Origin of the sequence: Spirosoma taeanense (assembly GCF_013127955.1) — a bacterium.
GTDB classification, from domain to species: domain Bacteria; phylum Bacteroidota; class Bacteroidia; order Cytophagales; family Spirosomataceae; genus Spirosoma; species Spirosoma taeanense.
This window is the reverse complement of record NZ_CP053435.1, coordinates 4,603,790-4,621,448: the sequence shown is the minus strand read 5'-3', so window position 1 is coordinate 4,621,448 and position 17,659 is coordinate 4,603,790. Positions and strand designations below refer to the sequence as shown.

General features: G+C 53.2%; 13 protein-coding genes. 6 read left to right on the top strand and 7 right to left on the bottom strand.

The genetic code is table 11. The annotated features are described in order from the left end of the window. The first annotated feature begins 62 nt into the window (after positions 1-62). Both HNV11_RS19200 and HNV11_RS19195 read left to right on the top strand, forming a co-directional pair. On the top strand, positions 63-1,169 hold the full coding sequence (locus HNV11_RS19200; RefSeq protein ID WP_240163575.1) for a tetratricopeptide repeat protein: 1,107 nt from the start codon (positions 63-65) through the stop codon (positions 1,167-1,169). A gap of 15 nt (positions 1,170-1,184) precedes the next feature. After that, positions 1,185-2,186 carry a phosphotriesterase family protein gene (locus HNV11_RS19195; RefSeq protein WP_171741200.1) on the top strand — a complete coding sequence of 334 codons (1,002 nt, stop codon included), beginning with the start codon at positions 1,185-1,187 and terminating at the stop codon, positions 2,184-2,186. Between the two features lie 39 nt (positions 2,187-2,225). Here HNV11_RS19195 and HNV11_RS19190 read toward each other — a convergent pair whose 3' ends face one another. The 3 genes from HNV11_RS19190 to HNV11_RS19180 form a co-directional block, all read right to left on the bottom strand. Further along, positions 2,226-4,109: a DNA polymerase III subunit gamma/tau gene (locus HNV11_RS19190; RefSeq protein ID WP_171741199.1), complete on the bottom strand. Its 1,884-nt coding sequence runs from the start codon at positions 4,107-4,109 to the stop codon at positions 2,226-2,228. Positions 4,110-4,145: 36 nt separating this feature from the next. Then, positions 4,146-4,943, bottom strand: a complete 798-nt coding sequence (locus tag HNV11_RS19185) for an ion transporter (RefSeq protein ID WP_171741198.1) — start codon at positions 4,941-4,943, stop codon at positions 4,146-4,148. Between the two features lie 90 nt (positions 4,944-5,033). Then, entirely contained in the window at positions 5,034-6,404 is a 1,371-nt protein-coding gene (locus HNV11_RS19180; protein ID WP_171741197.1) for an MFS transporter, read from the bottom strand. A gap of 364 nt (positions 6,405-6,768) precedes the next feature. Between HNV11_RS19180 and HNV11_RS19175 the strand changes: the two genes are divergently transcribed. From HNV11_RS19175 to HNV11_RS19160, 4 genes are all read left to right on the top strand, one after another. Next, on the top strand, positions 6,769-7,479 hold the full coding sequence (locus tag HNV11_RS19175) for a GNAT family N-acetyltransferase (RefSeq protein WP_171741196.1): 711 nt from the start codon (positions 6,769-6,771) through the stop codon (positions 7,477-7,479). Between the two features lie 104 nt (positions 7,480-7,583). After that, complete coding sequence (locus HNV11_RS19170) at positions 7,584-8,843, top strand: AAA family ATPase (RefSeq protein WP_171741195.1); 1,260 nt, start codon at positions 7,584-7,586, stop codon at positions 8,841-8,843. Positions 8,844-8,886: 43 nt separating this feature from the next. Next, the gene (locus HNV11_RS19165) at positions 8,887-10,809 is read left to right on the top strand and encodes a CocE/NonD family hydrolase (RefSeq protein ID WP_171741194.1); all 1,923 of its coding nucleotides are present in this window, start codon (positions 8,887-8,889) and stop codon (positions 10,807-10,809) included. A gap of 274 nt (positions 10,810-11,083) precedes the next feature. Next, positions 11,084-11,431, top strand: a complete 348-nt coding sequence (locus tag HNV11_RS19160; protein WP_171741193.1) for a hypothetical protein — start codon at positions 11,084-11,086, stop codon at positions 11,429-11,431. A 66-nt stretch (positions 11,432-11,497) separates the two neighbouring features. Here HNV11_RS19160 and HNV11_RS19155 read toward each other — a convergent pair whose 3' ends face one another. The 4 genes from HNV11_RS19155 to recQ form a co-directional block, all read right to left on the bottom strand. Further along, positions 11,498-12,706 (bottom strand): lytic transglycosylase domain-containing protein, encoded by a 1,209-nt coding sequence (locus HNV11_RS19155; protein WP_240163572.1) that lies wholly within the window; start codon positions 12,704-12,706, stop codon positions 11,498-11,500. A 136-nt stretch (positions 12,707-12,842) separates the two neighbouring features. After that, a complete protein-coding gene (locus tag HNV11_RS19150) occupies positions 12,843-14,087 on the bottom strand; it encodes a lytic transglycosylase domain-containing protein (RefSeq protein WP_171741192.1) in 1,245 nt (414 codons plus the stop codon). 161 nt (positions 14,088-14,248) lie between these two features. Beyond that, on the bottom strand, positions 14,249-15,343 hold the full coding sequence (locus tag HNV11_RS19145) for a lytic transglycosylase domain-containing protein (RefSeq protein WP_240163570.1): 1,095 nt from the start codon (positions 15,341-15,343) through the stop codon (positions 14,249-14,251). A gap of 152 nt (positions 15,344-15,495) precedes the next feature. Beyond that, the gene (recQ, locus tag HNV11_RS19140) at positions 15,496-17,655 is read right to left on the bottom strand and encodes a DNA helicase RecQ (RefSeq protein ID WP_171741191.1); all 2,160 of its coding nucleotides are present in this window, start codon (positions 17,653-17,655) and stop codon (positions 15,496-15,498) included. Positions 17,656-17,659: the final 4 nt, after the last annotated feature.

The following is a 17,659-nucleotide window of genomic DNA, read 5'->3' as shown; positions in this document are numbered from 1 at the left end:
CAAAAGTACGGCCCGGCTCGTATAGAATCAAACGCAGCATCTTGATACCAACGTTCATACACTTGAAAAATAAGCTTTTCTTTCTCTGTTTACTGGCGCTGCCGCTGTTTGGCCGGGCGCAGGTCATGACCGACCCCGGCATTCAGCAAACTATACTTAAAACGCTGGACAACATTTACAATATGGAGTTTGCGGAAGCCGACGGCCTGATTCGGCAAATCCGGGCGCGTTATCCGCAGCATCCGATCGGGCCGATTCTGCGGGCTACCCAGCTTGAGCTCCAGTACCTGCCGATGCACGAAAATAAAGCAGCTACCGCGCAGTTCATCCAGGCCGTCAGTCAGGGGCTGGAACTGTCGAAGAAGGTGCTCAATAAAAACCCCAATGATCCCGAAGCGGTTTTCTTTGCCCTTACGGCTCATAGCTATCTGGCTTCGCTGTATAACAACCAGAGCGAGGCTATAAAGGCGGTTAGCGAATCGAAAAAGTCGTATACCTATCTGAAGGACGGCTTTAACATGACGACCAAATTCCCGGACTTTTATTTCACGACGGGACTGTATAACTATTACGTTGAGCGCTATCCGATGGATCACCCGATTGTGCGGCCATTTATGTTTTTCTTCGACAACGGCGATATGGCGCAGGGGCTGAAGCAAATGGAGATGGCTACTAAAAAAGGGTTGTTTATGCGTGTGGGCGCCAATTATTATTTAGCCCATGTCCTGCTGAAACACGAAATGCAGCCAGCGCGGGCCGCTATCTATACAAAGTACCTCGCGGATAAGTATCCGAACAATCCGTTGTTCAACATGAGTCATGCCGAAGCGCTGCTGCTGGCCGGGCGTTACGCCGAAGCCAGGCCATACGTGCAGCGGCTGAAGCAGATGAACAGCACGCTGGTCCCGATGGCAGTGTATGTATTCGATGGAATGCTGGATGAACTGGCGGATAAGAACGACCGTTCCGCTGCCGATAATTACCAGGCCGCCCTGAAACTACCGTTTGATGAGGCTTATACAAAGGAGTATCACGCCTTTGCCTATGCCGGCCTGGCCCGCATTGCTGCCCGCACCAGCGACCGTAACCAGGCTAGAGTGTATTACAGAAAGGCGCTTGGCGTTGGCGGTTACAAGTCGCTGATCCGGGAGGCCAAAGCGTATAAGTAGTGGTCAGACCCCGGTATGGTTACCCTCTCCCGACGTTCATTTCTGCGTAGTTCGCTGGCGGGTTTCTGTCTGGTTCGGAAGCCTGGCCATAAGGTGTTTACGGTTACGGGTCCGATGGCTGCAAAGGAGATGGGGCTGACGCTCATTCATGAGCACATTCTCGTCGACTTTATTGGAGCGGATAAAATAACCCCTGACCGCTGGAACCGGGCCAATGTTGTAACGAAGATGCTGCCTCATCTCCAGGAACTCCGGCAACTGGGTTGCCGAACACTGCTAGAATGCACACCGTCTTATCTGGGAAAAGACCCGATGCTGTTACGTGAGTTGTCGGAGCGTTCGGGTATTCGCATCCTGACCAATACGGGCTACTACGGCGCGGTAGACAATAAATACCTGCCCGCTCATGCCTTGACGGAGACCGCCGATCAACTGGCCGACCGCTGGGTAGCCGATTTTGAAAGCGGGATTGACCAGACTGGCGTTCGGCCGGGATTCATTAAAATCAGCGTTAATCCGGGGCCACTGTCTGATCTGCATCGTAAACTGGTAACGGCAGCCGCGCGTACGCATAAGCGAACCGGCCTGACAATTTGCTCCCATACCGGTCCTTACGTGCCAGCCTTCGAGCAGATCGATATTCTCAAACAAGAAGGTGTCCGGCCCGATGCGTTTGTCTGGGTGCATGCGCAGGGCAGCAATATGGTGCATTACGCCCGCGCGGTGCGGGAAGGAGCCTGGGTAAGCCTTGACGGACTCGACAACAATAACGTTGATGGCTACACCGAAACGCTTCTGCTGATGAAAGAGAACCGGTTGCTGCATCGGACGCTCCTGTCACATGACGCCGGCTGGTATGACCCCGCCAAACCCAACGGGGGCACCGTCAGCCGGGATTACACCGTGCTGTTCAAACGGCTTATGCCCCGCCTGAACCAGCGAGGATTTACGGCCAGGGACTGGAAACAGATTCTGGTTAAAAACCCAGTCGAAGCGTTTTCGATCAAATCAGTTTGACCGGCTCACGAGTTGTTTTACGTCTACCCTGTACAGGTTTTAATAATCCACTTCCAGATTCAGCACTTTGCGTAGATCGTGCAGGGTCGGGTTTTTCTCGGCCATGAAGTTGAATTTGTCCAGCGAACTGTAAATCATCTTTTTGACTTCCTGCACCACGACTTTGTGCTCCAGTTGAATCTGGCTGTTCTGTAGTTTGTCGCGCAGATAGCCGAGCAAATCGGGTTTCAACTCGGTCAGGTAGCCAACCTGCAAGGTATTGTCGAGCGTCAGGTGAATTGTGGTGCCGTCGAGGACCAGCTCCCGGTTCAGCACCAGCTGCTCGGTGGCCGAATCGTTCTGCTGACGGCGAAGCTGCGCAAACGCGAGCCACGCGGCCTGCAGTTGCTCGAAGATAAATGGTCTATCCGGGCGAGTTGGAGCCGCAACCACAACATCACCTTCATCGGCTGTTGCCTGAACGGGGCCCGCCGTCAGCGATACCGTCGAACGCAGGCGGCTGCTGGCGGGCCGGGTCGGCGGGGCTATCTGCGGTTTGGACGTAACGGCCGTTGCTGCCCCGTTGGTCTTGGGGGCGTGACTGTTCTGCCCATTTCCAGTGGACGATAGCCCGTTAACTCCGTTGGCCGGAACCGCCGGTCGGTAGCCGTTAACGGGTTCACTCGTAATCGGATGGCTTTCGGTCAGGGCCTGGCTGCTGGCCGAATCATGGGTGGGCTCAGGCGTGAGCTGTGGAATGCCGTTTTTTTTTTCGGGAAAGTCACCGCTGCCGTTCAGGCTATGGGATCCGTTCGGCGGTAACTCCGGAAGAGCCTCCCAGTTGAGCAGGTTCCGCAGGTTCGCCAGCTTCATCAGCCACAACTCGGTGTGCAGCCGCTGGTCTTTAGCCTGCTTATAATTCATGTCGCACTGTCCGCCCAGGCTCAGGGCCGATAGTAAAAACGACATGGGCGCGCGCGTCGACTGATCGAGGTATTGCCGACGGACATTTTCAGTTACCTGCAGCAACTGCACCGTAGCGGCATCTTTGCAGACCAGTAAATCGCGGAAATGGCGGCACAAACCCACGACAAACTGGTGTCCGTCGAAGCCTTTGCGTAAAATCTCATCCAACGTCATCAGGCTGGGGGCAAGGTTGCCCGCCAGAAGCTGATCCGTTAGTTTGAAATAATAGTCGTAGTCCAGAATGTGCAGGTTATCCAGCACTTCCTTGTAACGAATGACCCGGTCGGCTGCGAACGTTACGTTCAGGTCAAACATCGACAGGGCATCGCGCAAACCACCGTCGGCTTTCTGGGCAATCAGATCGAGTGCTTCGGATTCGGCCGTAATACCTTCTTTCCCGGCAATCGTGGCCAGATGATCGGCGATGTGTTGCGGCTGAATCCGGTTAAAATCAAAAATCTGGCAGCGCGACAGAATCGTCGGCAGAATCTTGTGTTTTTCGGTCGTTGCCAGGATAAAAATGGCGTAGGAGGGTGGCTCTTCCAGCGTTTTCAGGAATGCGTTGAAAGCCGCCGACGAGAGCATATGCACCTCGTCAATGATATAGATCTTGTACTTGCCCGACTGGGGTGGGTAGCGGACCTGATCAATCAGATTCCGGATGTCCTCCACCGAGTTGTTGGAGGCCGCATCCAGTTCGTGAATATTAAACGACGCGTTCTGGTTGAAGCTCACGCACGATTCACAGTGGTCGCAGGCTTCGCCCTCGGGCGTTAAGTTTTGACAGTTAATGGTTTTGGCAAGAATACGGGCGCAGGTCGTCTTACCAACCCCGCGCGGGCCGCAGAATAGAAACGCCGAGGCTAAGTGATTGGTACGGATGGCGTTCTTAAGCGTAGTGGTAATGTGCTCCTGACCCACGACAGTGTCGAAGGTAGCGGGGCGGTACTTGCGGGCCGAAACCACGAAATTTTCCATACCGCAAGTTAGCATGACCAGGGCGGATTTCAAACCTTAAATCTCCCGTCCGCAGTGCGGACAACGCGGGCGGACAGATCCTTTCTGATTCCGGATATGCTCTGTAAAACCGGATACCAGAATACCGGTTGGCAGGGCGAACAGACCAATGCCCATGATGGCCGCAATACCGCCCAACAACTTACCTAATGGCGTAATGGGGTGAATATCACCGTATCCAACGGTTGTCATGGCGCTGACGCCCCACCACATGGTCGCCGGAATGCTGTTAAATTTTTGGGGTTGGGCCGGATGCTCTACGTAATACATGATGCTCGATACGATAATGAGCATAAAGACTACGAAAGCGGTGCTCAGGATTAATTCTTCCTTTTTGTCACTAACAACCTGCTGAATCATGCGTCCGGCGCGGTCGTAACGGGAGATGCGGAACAGCCGGAAAATCCGAAATAGCCGCAGAATCCGGACAATGGCCAGATCAGTGGCGAAGAGCGAAAAATAGAACGGAAAAATAGCGAGGAAGTCGATGATAGCGGTAGCTGAAAACAAATAGCGCAGTCGCCCCCAGAACCAGTGAGAGTACTTATCGTTCTCGACGCATACCCAGAGCCGAAGCAGGTATTCGATGGTGAAAAAAATAACCGAGAATAGCTCAAAATCATAGAATAACTGCGCATAACGCTGATTATACTCCGGTACCGTATGCAGAATAATGGCCACGGCATTCAGCGTAATAATCGTAATCAGCGTGATGTTGAAGAGCAGACTGAGCCCTCGGCGTCGGCCAGCCGAAGTTTCCAGAATCCGGTAAATGGTTTTGCGAATGTGCGGCATGGTCAGACTAAGCGGTGGCGCTGCAAGCTACACAGTTGACGCGAATTTGGGTATCCGAATCAGAGACAAACCGGCTCGGATACCTGCATCTTAAGCAGCCTGACGGCTCAGGTTCCGGTAATGGCGCAGCGTAGCCAGCGTAATGCCCATGGCAATAACGGCCAGTCCGCCGGCGATCAGACCAATCCTAGGGGCCGTCAGTACCAGTAAAGCATGGCCAGAGACAAACGTACCCGCAATGTCGCAGAGATTTACCAGGGCCATATAGGTCGTAAACTGCGACCCTTCAACGCCTTTACGGCAGATGCCCATCAGGGCTGGCATGGCTGCAGCACTGACGGCAGGGTCCATGAAGTAAAGCGCCACCAAACCCGCCTGCGCTACGTCGCGCCGGACCCAACTGGCCGACAGCAGATTGAATCCGATGAGGTAAACCGCCACGATCGCCATCATGATGACGAGCAGCCGACGGGCACCGAGCCGATCGGCCAGATAGCCGCCCGTTAGCGCAATGACTGTAGCGGCTACCATGCCGTACGTACCCGTCAGCACCGACAGATCGGTATCAGACCAGCCAATTTCGTCAATCAGGTGATGGTTATAGGCTCGTATAAACAGGGAGTTGCTGAGATAAGTCAACAGAATCGCACCGAAAAGCAGGAGGCTTATCCGGGCAAACAAGCCCCGGAAGAGTTGGGTAAATAGCCAGCGGAACGTATAATCCGGGTGTCGTGGGCTTGATAGTCGTTCACTTTCCGATGCGCCGGATGAGGTTAAAGGAGGCATTAGATTCTGGGTAGCTTTGGCCGTTACGCCGAATGATGGCAGCAGGCGGTCGCCGGGCTGTTCACGGATAAACAGCATCAGGAATACGCCCGTCAGCAGACAGCCTGCCTGAGCGAGGGCCGCCCCTTGAAAGCCATACTGGCGAAGTAACTGCGCGAACACGGCCGCGCCTATGCCGGTGCCAATTAAAAAACCCGCCCGCATAAAGGCGTTTACCCGCCCCCGTTCATCTTCCGGAATGATGCTAATGGCCATTGCATCCACGCTGGCATCCTGAATAGCCGCAAAAACGCTGCGTAGGCAAAATAGCCACGCCAGCGTGCTGAGTTGCTTAACCGGGTTGTCCACAAACAGCAGGATACAGGAGGCCAGCACTGTCATAAGCTGCGAACCCACGACCCACGGTTTGCGCCGACCCATTGATGAGTGTTGAAACCGGTCAATCAGCGGCCCCCAGATAAACTGAAAAGCCCAGGGCAAACCAATAATGGCAATAAACGAACCTACCACGTCCGGCCCGACGCCCTCTGCCGTAAAATAATTAGTCAGCGCCGTCAGGTAAAACCCGGATGGAATCCCCTGCATGACGTACAGATAGAAGAAAACCCCGTAACGTAACGGACGGTTCTGGCTGAGTGTCAGCGGGTAAGAGGATGAGGGTGACGCTGTAAGCATGAAGAGCCGCAAGTCAACGGATAGCGGATAAACAACTATCGATACGCTATGACAGATTGATAAAGAAATATGTTTTTACCGTTACCGAACTATCCTGAAAAAAAACCGTTATTCCTATTGCAAGACCCGGATAAAGTATCTAACATTGTCCGCGTTTTCACGCACAAACCAATGGCAAAGCTCGTTTTTCTACCGACCTTCTTTCATACTACGCCATTTCGGTTTAGGTCCGTCAGGACCATATAATCTTATTTGCCTACGTGGCAGATCATTTCCGCCTTTTTCACGTTCATTTTACTCTAACCAAACAGCACGGATCACACCGTCTCCGTTTTGCGGCTTCACAACCGCCCAATAAACGACGATGATAACGCCCGAAGTAGTTAACGACCAGTATATTGTTCAGGTAGCCAGTGAAAACCACCTGCGGCTAGCTGAAACCATCTGCCACCAAATGGAGGAAAGCGCAAAGGCCCGGGGGACCGGTATTGCCAAGCGATCGCCTATTTACGTGATGGAAAAAATGCTCGAAGGGAAAGCCATTATCGCCATGACCCTGTCGGGCGAATGGGTGGGTTTCTGTTACATCGAGACCTGGGAGCACGGCAAGTTTGTGGCTAACTCCGGCCTGATCGTGCATCCCGATCACCGCAAAAGCGGTATTGCCACGCGGATCAAAGCGAAAGCGTTTGAGCTGTCGCGGGCACGTTTTCCTGAGGCTAAGATCATCGGGATTACGACAAGTCTGGCCGTTATGAAGATTAATTCCGATCTTGGCTATCAGCCGGTTACGTTGAGCGAGCTGCCGGGTGACGATGCGTTCTGGAAGGGGTGTCAGACCTGTGCTAATTTCGACATTCTGACGCGTACCAACCGCAAGCACTGCCTGTGCACGGGGATGCTGTACGATCCTGAAGAGCACAAAAAGGAGCAGAAGGAAGACAAGTGGAATTTCCTGAAGGAGTCAAAACTCTATGAGCGCTGGATGCGGATCAAAGAACGTATTCTACTGCGTCTGCACGTTCATGACCGGGCACGTACCCGTAAGCCGGTGCGGGAACTGGAGACGGTTTAAGCTCTTTTATAAACTATTCATTGAAAACCTCTCGCTGACAAGTCGGGAGGTTTTTTGTTGTTGAGTTTGGCAACGCCTGTTAACTGGTTTCCTGACTTGAGTACATGGACATTGAACTCCCCGAACGCGCCCTTGTGCTGCTGATTGGCGTAAGCAGTTCGGGCAAATCGACCTTTGCCCGACAACACTTTCAACCAACGGAAGTTGTCTCATCTGATCACTACCGGGCAGTAGTAGCCGACGACGATAACGACCAAAGCGCAACCAAAGATGCCTTTGAACTGGTGCATCTGGTGGTCGAGAAGCGGCTTCGGCGCGGATTGTTGACCGTTATTGACGCGACGAACCTGCAGGCTATTGACCGGCGGGATTACCTGAATATGGCCCGTCAATACGGCACTGAAGCCGTCGCCCTGGTTTTTAATCTGCCAACCCGTGTGCTGATGGATCGTCATTACGCCCGGCCGGATCGCTTCTTTTCGGAATCAGTTCTGGAGCGTCAGATTCATCGATTGCAAACGACTATGCATGATTTACCCTTCGAAGGTTTTCAGGCTATCTATACATTCAACTCGCCCGATGAAGTGGCCGAAGCTGTGGTGAGTCGCCGGGGCCAGCCATCAGGCGCTCGTCTGCAAACGGGACCGTTCGACATTGTTGGCGACGTGCACGGGTGCTATGACGAACTAGTTGAATTGCTGACTAAACTGGGTTATGTACAAGACCCTTCTGCTCCGCTAATCAACCGAACTCTCGTGTTCGTGGGCGATCTAATCGATCGCGGGCCCAACTCAGTTGGCGTATTGCGGTTGGTGATGCAACTAGTACAGAATGGTACGGCCCTGTGCGTGATCGGGAACCATGATGATAAGCTTCGCCGGAAACTACGTGGTAACAACGTACAGCTCATGCACGGATTGGCCGAAACCGTAGCCCAGTTAAATGCGGAGCCGCCCGCGTTTAGGGAGCAGGTTCGTCAGTTTCTGGAAGGTCTGCCGCATTACATCCAGCTAGATAACGGACAGTTGCTGGTAGCGCATGCGGGCCTGCGCGAAGACCTGCACGGACGTAGCGGAGAAGTTGTGCGGTCATTCTGCTTATTCGGCGCCACTACCGGTAAAAACGATGATTATGGCCTGCCCGTCCGGCTAAATTGGGCCGCCGACTACCGGGGAAAACCAACGATTGTTTATGGGCACACGCCCGTAGCCGATGCCATCTGGCAAAACAATACGATTGATATTGACACCGGCTGCGCGTTTGGCGGTAAACTGACCGCTTTGCGTTATCCCGAACGTGAACTGATCAGCGTTCCGGCCAGGCGGCAATATGCTGTGCCGAGTCGCCCCTTTTTGCCGGCCTGAGGCCAATTGTTTATTATTACGTTGACTCGTTTAGTATCCCTTTATGACTCATAAGATTTCGTTACTCGCTGCCCTGGCAGTGCTCCTGGCTGGAATACCCGGCTTTGCCCAGCTGACGTCGGCCGACTCACTGTTTGTCCGGCAGAATTACGTTAAGCTCGACCGCCAGATTCCGATGCGCGACGGGGTTAAGTTATATACCGTCATTTACGTACCCAAGGATGCCGCTGCGGATAACCGCTACCCAATTCTAATGGAGCGAACGCCCTATTCGGCCGCGCCGTATGGCGAAGCGAATTATCCTAAAACAGGCCCTGGCCTGAATAAAGACCTATCGCGGGACAAATATATTTTCGTGTATCAGGACGTTCGTGGACGGTATATGAGCGAGGGAAGCTTTGAGGAGATGACCCCGAACAGACCCGGCTCCGGGCTGGTGAAGGGCCGCCAGAGTCGTGGGCAGGCCGCAACAACCTCCCTCGACGAAAGTTCGGATACGTACGACACCATCGAGTGGCTGCTCAAAAACCTGCCGGCCAATAACGGTCGGGTAGGCTTAATGGGTATATCCTATCCCGGTTTTTACGCATCGGCTGCCTTGCCCGATCCGCACCCGGCTCTGAAGGCGGTATCGCCCCAGGCCCCCGTAACGGATGAGTTTATTGGCGACGATGCCCGGCATAACGGCGCTTTTTTCCTGCTCGACAATTTTTCATTCCTGAATTATTTCGACAAACCGCGCACTGGCCCGACGCAGGACTATGAAAACGTGTTTGCGTACCAGCCTAAAGACGCCTATCAGTTCTTTCTGGATTTAGGGCCGATCAAAAACGCCAACTCAGCAAAGTACTTTAACCGGCAGGGTAAAATCTGGAATGAATATCTGGAGCATGACACCTACGACGCGTACTGGCAAAGTCGTAATATCCGGCCACATCTGAAAAATGTAAAGCCCGCTACGCTGGTTGTTGGCGGGTGGTTCGACGCTGAGGACCTGTTTGGTGCCCTGCGGACGTATGAAGCCATCGAGAAGCAATCAACCGGCAACACCAATAAACTCGTGATGGGACCCTGGACGCACGGAGCCTGGGCGCGCCCGGACTGGAGCGAGTTTGGCCCGTTTTCGTTTGGGCACAATACCGCTAAGTTTTACCGCGACAGTATCGAAACCGCCTTTTTCGCCTATTATCTGAAAGACAAGGGCAGTTTCAAGGCGCCCGAAGCAACTGTGTTCGATACGGGCCTGAACACCTGGAAGACTTTTGATGCCTGGCCACCCAAAACGGTGCAGTCGCAATCACTGTACTTCCAGCCGCAGGGCCAGTTAACCCGTCAGCCACCCGTCCAAACGAACTCATTCGAGGAATACATCAGCGACCCGGCGAAGCCCGTGCCTTATACGGACGGTATTCAGGCGCGACGAAATAATCAGTACATGATCGAAGACCAGCGCTTTGCCGCCCGTCGCCCGGACGTAGTTGTTTTCCAAACCGAGCCGCTGACCGAAGACATGGTCATTGCCGGACCGATCAACGCCCGGCTGTTTGCCTCGACAATGGGTACCGATGCCGACTTTATTGTCAAGATTATCGATGTTTTGCCCGATAGCACGAAAAATCCTAGTCCTAATCCAAAAGGGTTGCAAATGGCAGGGTATCAGCGGCTGGTGCGGGCCGACGTGCTGCGGGGTAAATTCCGGAATAGTTTTACCACCCCCGAGCCGTTTACGCCCGGCGTGGTGACCGAGGTCAAGCTACAACTCCCCGACGTAATGCATACGTTCCGGAAAGGACACCGGCTGATGGTTCAGGTGCAGCATTCCTGGTTTCCGCTGGTTGATCGTAACCCACAGAAGTTTATAAACCTTGCTGATGCTGATACGAACGATTTTCAAAAAGCCACTATGCGTCTTTATCATGACGCAGCGCATCCGTCGGTTATTGAATTCTCTGTGTTAAGAAATTGATTGGTTTCTTAACATTCGCTTAATAGTAACCGCAGAATGATTATTGGAGAGATCGCCCCAGGGCGATCTTTTTTTGTTAATCCACCCAGTATAAGCCAAATAAAGGCCTGATTCAGTGTGTAGGTATTATACTAGAAGATTACCGTAAAAAAATTATTTGATGAATACTTAACATTTACGTAACATTGGGTTAATATTACAGTAATATAAGTCCGTGCGAGTAATTAAGAGGTTCGCCCGGGAGATATCGTTCACTCATTCAATCGTAGATGTCATGAAAAAAGTTTTGTTTTTCATAGCCTTGGTAGGTTTCCTGATGACGCAGGCTTATGCTACGCCAGCAAAAATTCGCAAGACCAAAGCGCCTAAAGCTAACCTAGAGCAGCAGCTATCTAAATATATTTCGTATCCTGACGCGCTGAAACCTGCTCAGCAGGCGGGGGTCGTCGTAATTCAGTTTCGGATAAATGCGGATAATGAATTATGCCAGCTGGAAGTTTTTAGTCAGAACGAGCAGATCAACAACACGCTGATACGTCAGTTGACTGGCAAGCGGCTCAATGGATACGGGGGCGATGCCGGCGAACTGCATACCGTTCGGCTGCGCTTCCGGCCAGAATAAGTATTAATATAGTCAGCAAAAAGGCGCTCAACGTAACCCGTTGAGCGCCTTTTTGCTGACTATAGTTTAGAGTTTCCACTGCACTACCCAGCCGGGTTTAACTGGTTTAGGCCTGGAAACACCCGCCAGACCCGTTTTGGGGTTGATAGCCAACAGCGTTAAGGGGATAACCGTGTTGGTTTGCGCTGAAACTGCTTTTGTCGCTCGCAGAAACAGCTGGCCACGGCTGTCAATATCGTCGACCAGGGCATATAATACATCGCCCGCTTTGAGCTCATCCTCGCCAATCAGAATGTCTTCGGTCAGTTTGAACGTCCAGCTTTGGCCAATTTTCAACTGGCCCGCCCGAACAAGTTTGGCCGTTACGTCACCTGTGTAAACGGGTGTCGCTGCAGCCTGCGTTTTGAGCAATTCAGCCAATACGCTATCCATAACGGCAGTTTCAGCATGTACTGACAGGTCGTTACTCGTTTCCAGAGATTCAACTGGAACACCTACCGGATCGGGTTCTTCGTCGTGGAGCCAACCCATACGCCGGGCCTGTTCGCGCTCCTGCTCATACCAGTTGCCGGCCGAGGCCATTAATGGACCCGTCGGGCCAGCGCCATATACCGGATTGGTGAATAACTCTTTCATGGCCAGTATCCGGTAGAGGTAATAACCTGTTTCAGGATTCATGGCCATGGCGTAGTAGTCGCGATGGCCCGACCGTACAATTTTTCGCTGTACCATACCGATGCCCCCATTATAGGCAGCCGCTACAAGCGTCCAGGAGCCCAGTTTACGGTGGAGAAAGGCCAGGTACCGACACGCGGCTTCGGTCGACTTGCGCAGATCGGTACGTTCATCATTACCCGGCGTAATTGACAGGCCCATATCCTGCGCCGTCTCGTCCATAAATTGCCAGTAGCCAATGGCTCCCGCCGACGATACGGCGTTAGCCTGCCAGGCGCTTTCAATGAGCGGCAGGTATTTGAAATCGTTGGGGATATTATGCTTACGCAGGATTGGCTCGATAACGGCAAAGAAGGGAGCCGAACGCGCTTTTAGCGCGTTCAGATGCCGGCTGTAGCCTGAGCTGCTGGCCAATGCAAAAGCTAGCTTGGCCGATACGTCGCTTTGTTGGGTTGGGACTAATTCTCCGCTGAAATGCAGCCGCCCCGGCCCACCTACCAGCCGGGGGGCGGGTATTGCCGAACGAGTAAATCCCGGTTTTTCAGAGGCTTTTTTCCGCTGTGCTGAAACCCCCGGAATGAGCAGACCTACAGCAAGCAACGAAACAGCGCATCGTATGATAAACCTCAAAATAAACAGCGATTGGTTCAACACATAGACAACGCGGCTATCAGAGGGTTTAGTTCGAAAACGTTAGCGACTGGCAATCAGCCTGAAAGTTTACCGGATAAATCCTCTACAAGGTTTTCCAGGTCAAAATCCAGCCAGACCGAACCTGATCTACGTCCGGCAGGCGTATACCGATACGACCCGTAGACGCGTCGACAGCCGCCAGGGCCAGGTTATACGTCTGTTTCTCGGTCGTCGAGTATAGTTTATCGGCGCGTAGATACACTTTGTTCGTTTTCTGGTCAATATCTTCGACGATGGCATACAAAACGTCGCCTTCTTCAACCTGGCGCCCATCGGCCATCCCGTCGCGGGTGAGATGAAACACCCATACCTGGCCGCGCTGTAAGCCTGCCGACTCGGTTAATTTTGCTTTGATACCACCCCGGAATACATCGGCCGCATTAGGCAGTGGAATATCGTCAGCTCGTCCGGTAAGACGGGTCATCGCTGGTTCAACAGGTGTATTGAGGGCCATGTGCGTTGCCTGATCAACGAGCGTTTCCGGCAGCAGTATCTCGTCGTCAGCGCTGTTGACTTCGGGCGTAAGCGGCTGGCTTAGATACGCCATAATCCGGTTCGGAATAATATCCTGGTAGCAGCGATAATTAGAGAATATCTCTTTAAACGCCAGAATTCGGTAGAGGTATTTGCCCGTTTCGGCATTCAGGCGCAGGTAATAATAATCGCGCTGCTGTTGCCGGCGGATATTGCTCAGCATCGCGCCAATGCCATTGTTATAAGCAGCCGCAGCCAGCGTCCACGAACCAAGTCGGTTGTGCAGGTAACTCAGGTAACGACAGGCTGCCTCGGTCGATTTAACCAGGTTCCGGCGCTCATCGTAGCCCGAGCGCACCGATAGGCCCAGTTCGCGGGCCGTCTCGGGCATAAACTGCCAATACCCGACGGCGCCCCTTGGCGATACGGCAAACCCCCGAAGCGCGCTCTCAACCAGGGGCAGGTACTTGAAATCCAGAGGAACACGGTGGCGGGCCAGAATAGGCTCAATAACTGGAAAAAACGAAGCGGCCCGCTGCCGGATGCGATATAACGTCTGATTCTGGGCGGTGTTGCGAACCAGCGCCGACACCAGCCGGCGGGCAACCACTTCTTCGTGCAGCGGTACCGACTCCCCGCAGAAATATACGGGAGGAAGCGTAGTCAGATCCGGCGTAAAGGATAAAGCAGCGTTTGTTGAAGCAGGCTTAGTTAAAAAGTTGATGGACAGGAACGAGGCCGTAGAAACAACTGTAGACAGAGCACTCGCAACGACCAATCCGGCCGCCAGCGAAAGCGATACTAGCAAATTCATCAGAAGGAAAAAGTAGAGTTACGGTTGCAGTATTAGGACGCGAAATTAATTCTATGGTAACACTATCGCGTTAGTATTTTTTGTTTGCAAAGATATAGTAATAAAATTACCTCACTCAGACTATTTGTATAGATGAGTGAGGTAAGCGTAATACGAGTAGCTTAAAGCCAATCCCAGAAGTGCAGCGGGCGAATTCCTTCGCTTTTATTCCGCTTCAAAAATCGGGGGCGACGGAACCGCAGCACCATCAAACCCATCATCAGTTTTTTGATTGGAAAATGGGGTCCCTGCTTTGTCAAATCCGCATCGGGCGCATTTGGGGTTGCTTTGGTCGAAGCAGCCATAGCAATAAACTGCTCCGTATCCGAAGGCATCTTGGTCAGGGAGGTATTCGGGCGGGGTCCCCAGGTTGGGTCGGGGCTTTCTGCATCGACCAGCTCAACAGTTGGGGCGTCCTTAATTTTCCTGGGCAGAGCCAGGGGTTTGTGCCAGCTGGGCAACGGCTTGGTTAGCTGAGCAAGGGTTGAGCTACGAAGCCAGAGAGTATACTGCCGGGGGTTACTGAGCAGTTCTTTGTAGGCCAGAATCCGGAACAGGTAATGGCTCGTTTCGCGGTGGAGCCGCAGCCGGTAATAATTTGAATGGCCCTGCTGCTGCATTTTATTCTGCACATGCGTTACGCCACCGTTATAAGCAGCCGCAACAAGTGTCCAGGACCCTAGTTGCCGGTAAAGCTGGTGAAGGTACCGGCAGACAGCGACAGTCGCCTTTTGCAGGTTGTAACGTTCGTCTACCTTATCGTCAACTGTGAGACCCAGTTCGCGGGCTGTTTCGGGCATAAGCTGCCAGTAACCCGACGCTCCTTTGGGTGATACGCAGTCATTGACCAGAGCGCTTTCGGCAAGAGGCATGAACCGAAAATCGCGCGGAATTTTGTATTTCCGCAGGATAGGGTCGATGATGGGAAAGAAGGTTGAGGCCCGACGACGAAGGTCGAACAGGCATTCCGGCTGTGCCCCGTAAGTTCGGAGGGTCTGTACCCACCGGCGCGACACACGCGGCTCAAAAACAGGCACCTCTTCTCCACAAAAATAGATGGGAAACACACGACTGGAAGAGTCAACAACCAGGAGCGATGGGTTATTCAAGCCGTTCGACGACCGAAGCGTTTGGCTCGTGTCGGCCCCGAAAAACGGCAGCGCAAGGGCTGGTTTTACGGTGGCCAGTAACAGGGAAAAACTGACTTCTTTGATCAAAATAACGGTATTTGTTGTGGCACATAAGACGACAAAACCCGTACCTAAGTAACGGGTTTGAAAATCGAAGAGAAACGAATTTACCTGACAATCCGCACATTACCAAATTAGATTTCTAAGAATTATCCAACGGTACCCTTGAAATTTGGATTTTATTCGTCCAGCAGACCCGCAACCAGGGTTAATCGGGCATAATCATAACGTCCGCCAAGGTGATCAAAAACGGCCTTTAAACGCCCCTCAGGCATGCCAACCGCAGCAATGGCCCGCTCAATTTCAACCCGCTCAAACGGGGTAAGGAGGGAGGCTAAAATTTCTTCCAGACTAATGTCGTAACCGGCTTTTGCCAACTGCACCAGATGGTTCGCAATAGAGCCGATAGTGAGCTGACGCTCAGTCGCAATCTCGTCCAGACTCATACCCCGATTGTATAGATCGAAGGTAATCAGCTGGGTCGAACCTTTAGGCTTTTCGCCCGCCTGCACCCGACCCCGTACATAGTCGAGTATAACATCGAGAAACTTCCGGCCGAATAGTTGAAGTTTACGTTCGCCCACCCCGCTGACGTTACGCAGGGCATCCGGGGTTATGGGTCGCTGCCGGGCCATGTCTTCCAGGGTAGTGTCCGTGAAGATGACGTAAGGCGGTACGTTCTGCTCGTCGGCTAGTTGCTTACGCAGGGAACGCAGCTGCTCAAACAGATCGTCGCGACTGGTCTCGGCTTTGGTTTTTGGTTTTTCAACGATTGACTTCGGAGCGTCGTCGGGTCGGACCAGTTCAATCTTCCGGCCACCGTAAAGCACCTGATCGGCCAGAATACCCCGGCGCAGGGCGTAATGCTGATCATAAGCAATTTCGATAACGCCAATATTGATAAGCTGGTGCAGGTAATTCCGCCAGTCCTCAAAGCGCAGGTCACGTCCGGCGCCGTAGGTTTTAATCTGGTCGTAGCCACCCTGCATAACCGCCTGACTGCGGGAGCCGCGCAAAATGTCGATGAGCAGATTCATGGGAACCCGTTCGCCCGTGCGAACCATGGCCGAAAGAGCTTTCTGAGCGAGCACCGTACCGTCGAAGGTTACCCGCGGGTCGCGGCAGACGTCGCAGTTGCCGCAGGGTTCGGGCAGATCTTCCGAAAAATAGGAGAGGAGAATCTGACGGCGGCAGGTGTGTGCATCGGCGTACTGCTGCATCCGTTCGAGCTTGGCCAGTTGCAGACCCAGGTTAGCCGGATTGTTCTCGGCCAGCATCTCTTTGTACGTCTTTACGTCGCTGAAGCTGTAAAACAGGACGGTTTGTGCAGCAGCGCCGTCGCGGCCCGCCCGACCAATTTCCTGGTAAAAGCCTTCAATGTTTTTGGGCATGTTGTAGTGAATTACCCAGCGGACGTTCGACTTGTCGATGCCCATCCCAAAGGCGATGGTGGCACAAATAATCCGAACGTCGTCGCGCAGGAACGCTTCCTGAGTGCGGGCGCGGTCGGCGGGGTCCATGCCTGCGTGGTAGAAGGCCGCGCTGAACCCTTTTTCCTGAAGTTTAGCCGCTATTGATTCGGTCGATTTGCGGCTCAGGCAGTAAATAATCCCCGATGTGTCGGGCTTCTGCTGTAATAAGCGAGCGATCTGGCCAAGGCGGTTCTGACCCGGCAGGACCTGCAGGCTGAGGTTGGTGCGGTTGAAAGAGGCAATAAAAACGGCCGGATCGTTCATGCCGAGCCGCTGGGCAATATCCTGGCGGGTGAGTTTATCGGCCGTGGCCGTCAGGGCAACAGTTGGGACGTTCGGAAAGTGTTGCTTAAGAACGTTCAACTGCGTGTATTCCGGCCGGAAATCATGGCCCCACGACGAAATACAGTGCGCTTCGTCAATGGCGAACAGCGAAACCCTGGCTCGTTTCAGGAAGGTAAAAAAGGACTCGGACAGCAGCTTCTCGGGCGATACATACAGTAATTTGAGTTTACCACTGATGCAGTCATCCTCAATGTCGCGCTGCGCGCGGCTGGTCTGGGTGCTGTTGTAGTAAGCAGCGGAAATTCCGTTCAGATGCAGGGCTTCGACCTGATCTTTCATGAGCGCAATCAGGGGCGATACCACCACCGTTACACCCGGCAGCATTAATGCCGGAATCTGGAAGCATACTGACTTGCCGCCACCCGTTGGCATGAGCACAACCGTATCGCGCCCGCTGACCACAGACTGGATGATGTCTTCCTGCATGGGCCGGAAGCGGTCATACCCATAGTAGCGTTTGAGGTAATCGGCCGGTTCTTTCAAACGCGGCTGCGCGGTGTTGAGAGCGTCAGTCGGGGTCATTTTT

Bases quoted from the DNA above. Each gene is read 5' to 3' on its own strand.
- HNV11_RS19190 (WP_171741199.1), bottom strand. From the start codon at position 4,109: ATGGAAAATTTCGTGGTTTCGGCCCGCAAGTACCGCCCCGCTACCTTC.
- HNV11_RS19185 (WP_171741198.1), bottom strand. From the start codon at position 4,943: ATGCCGCACATTCGCAAAACCATTTACCGGATTCTGGAAACTTCGGCT.
- HNV11_RS19175 (WP_171741196.1), top strand. From the start codon at position 6,769: ATGATAACGCCCGAAGTAGTTAACGACCAGTATATTGTTCAGGTAGCC.
- HNV11_RS19160 (WP_171741193.1), top strand. From the start codon at position 11,084: ATGAAAAAAGTTTTGTTTTTCATAGCCTTGGTAGGTTTCCTGATGACG.
- HNV11_RS19180 (WP_171741197.1), bottom strand. From the start codon at position 6,404: ATGCTTACAGCGTCACCCTCATCCTCTTACCCGCTGACACTCAGCCAG.
- HNV11_RS19165 (WP_171741194.1), top strand. From the start codon at position 8,887: ATGACTCATAAGATTTCGTTACTCGCTGCCCTGGCAGTGCTCCTGGCT.
- HNV11_RS19195 (WP_171741200.1), top strand. From the start codon at position 1,185: ATGGTTACCCTCTCCCGACGTTCATTTCTGCGTAGTTCGCTGGCGGGT.
- HNV11_RS19150 (WP_171741192.1), bottom strand. From the start codon at position 14,087: ATGAATTTGCTAGTATCGCTTTCGCTGGCGGCCGGATTGGTCGTTGCG.
- recQ (WP_171741191.1), bottom strand. From the start codon at position 17,655: ATGACCCCGACTGACGCTCTCAACACCGCGCAGCCGCGTTTGAAAGAA.
- HNV11_RS19170 (WP_171741195.1), top strand. From the start codon at position 7,584: ATGGACATTGAACTCCCCGAACGCGCCCTTGTGCTGCTGATTGGCGTA.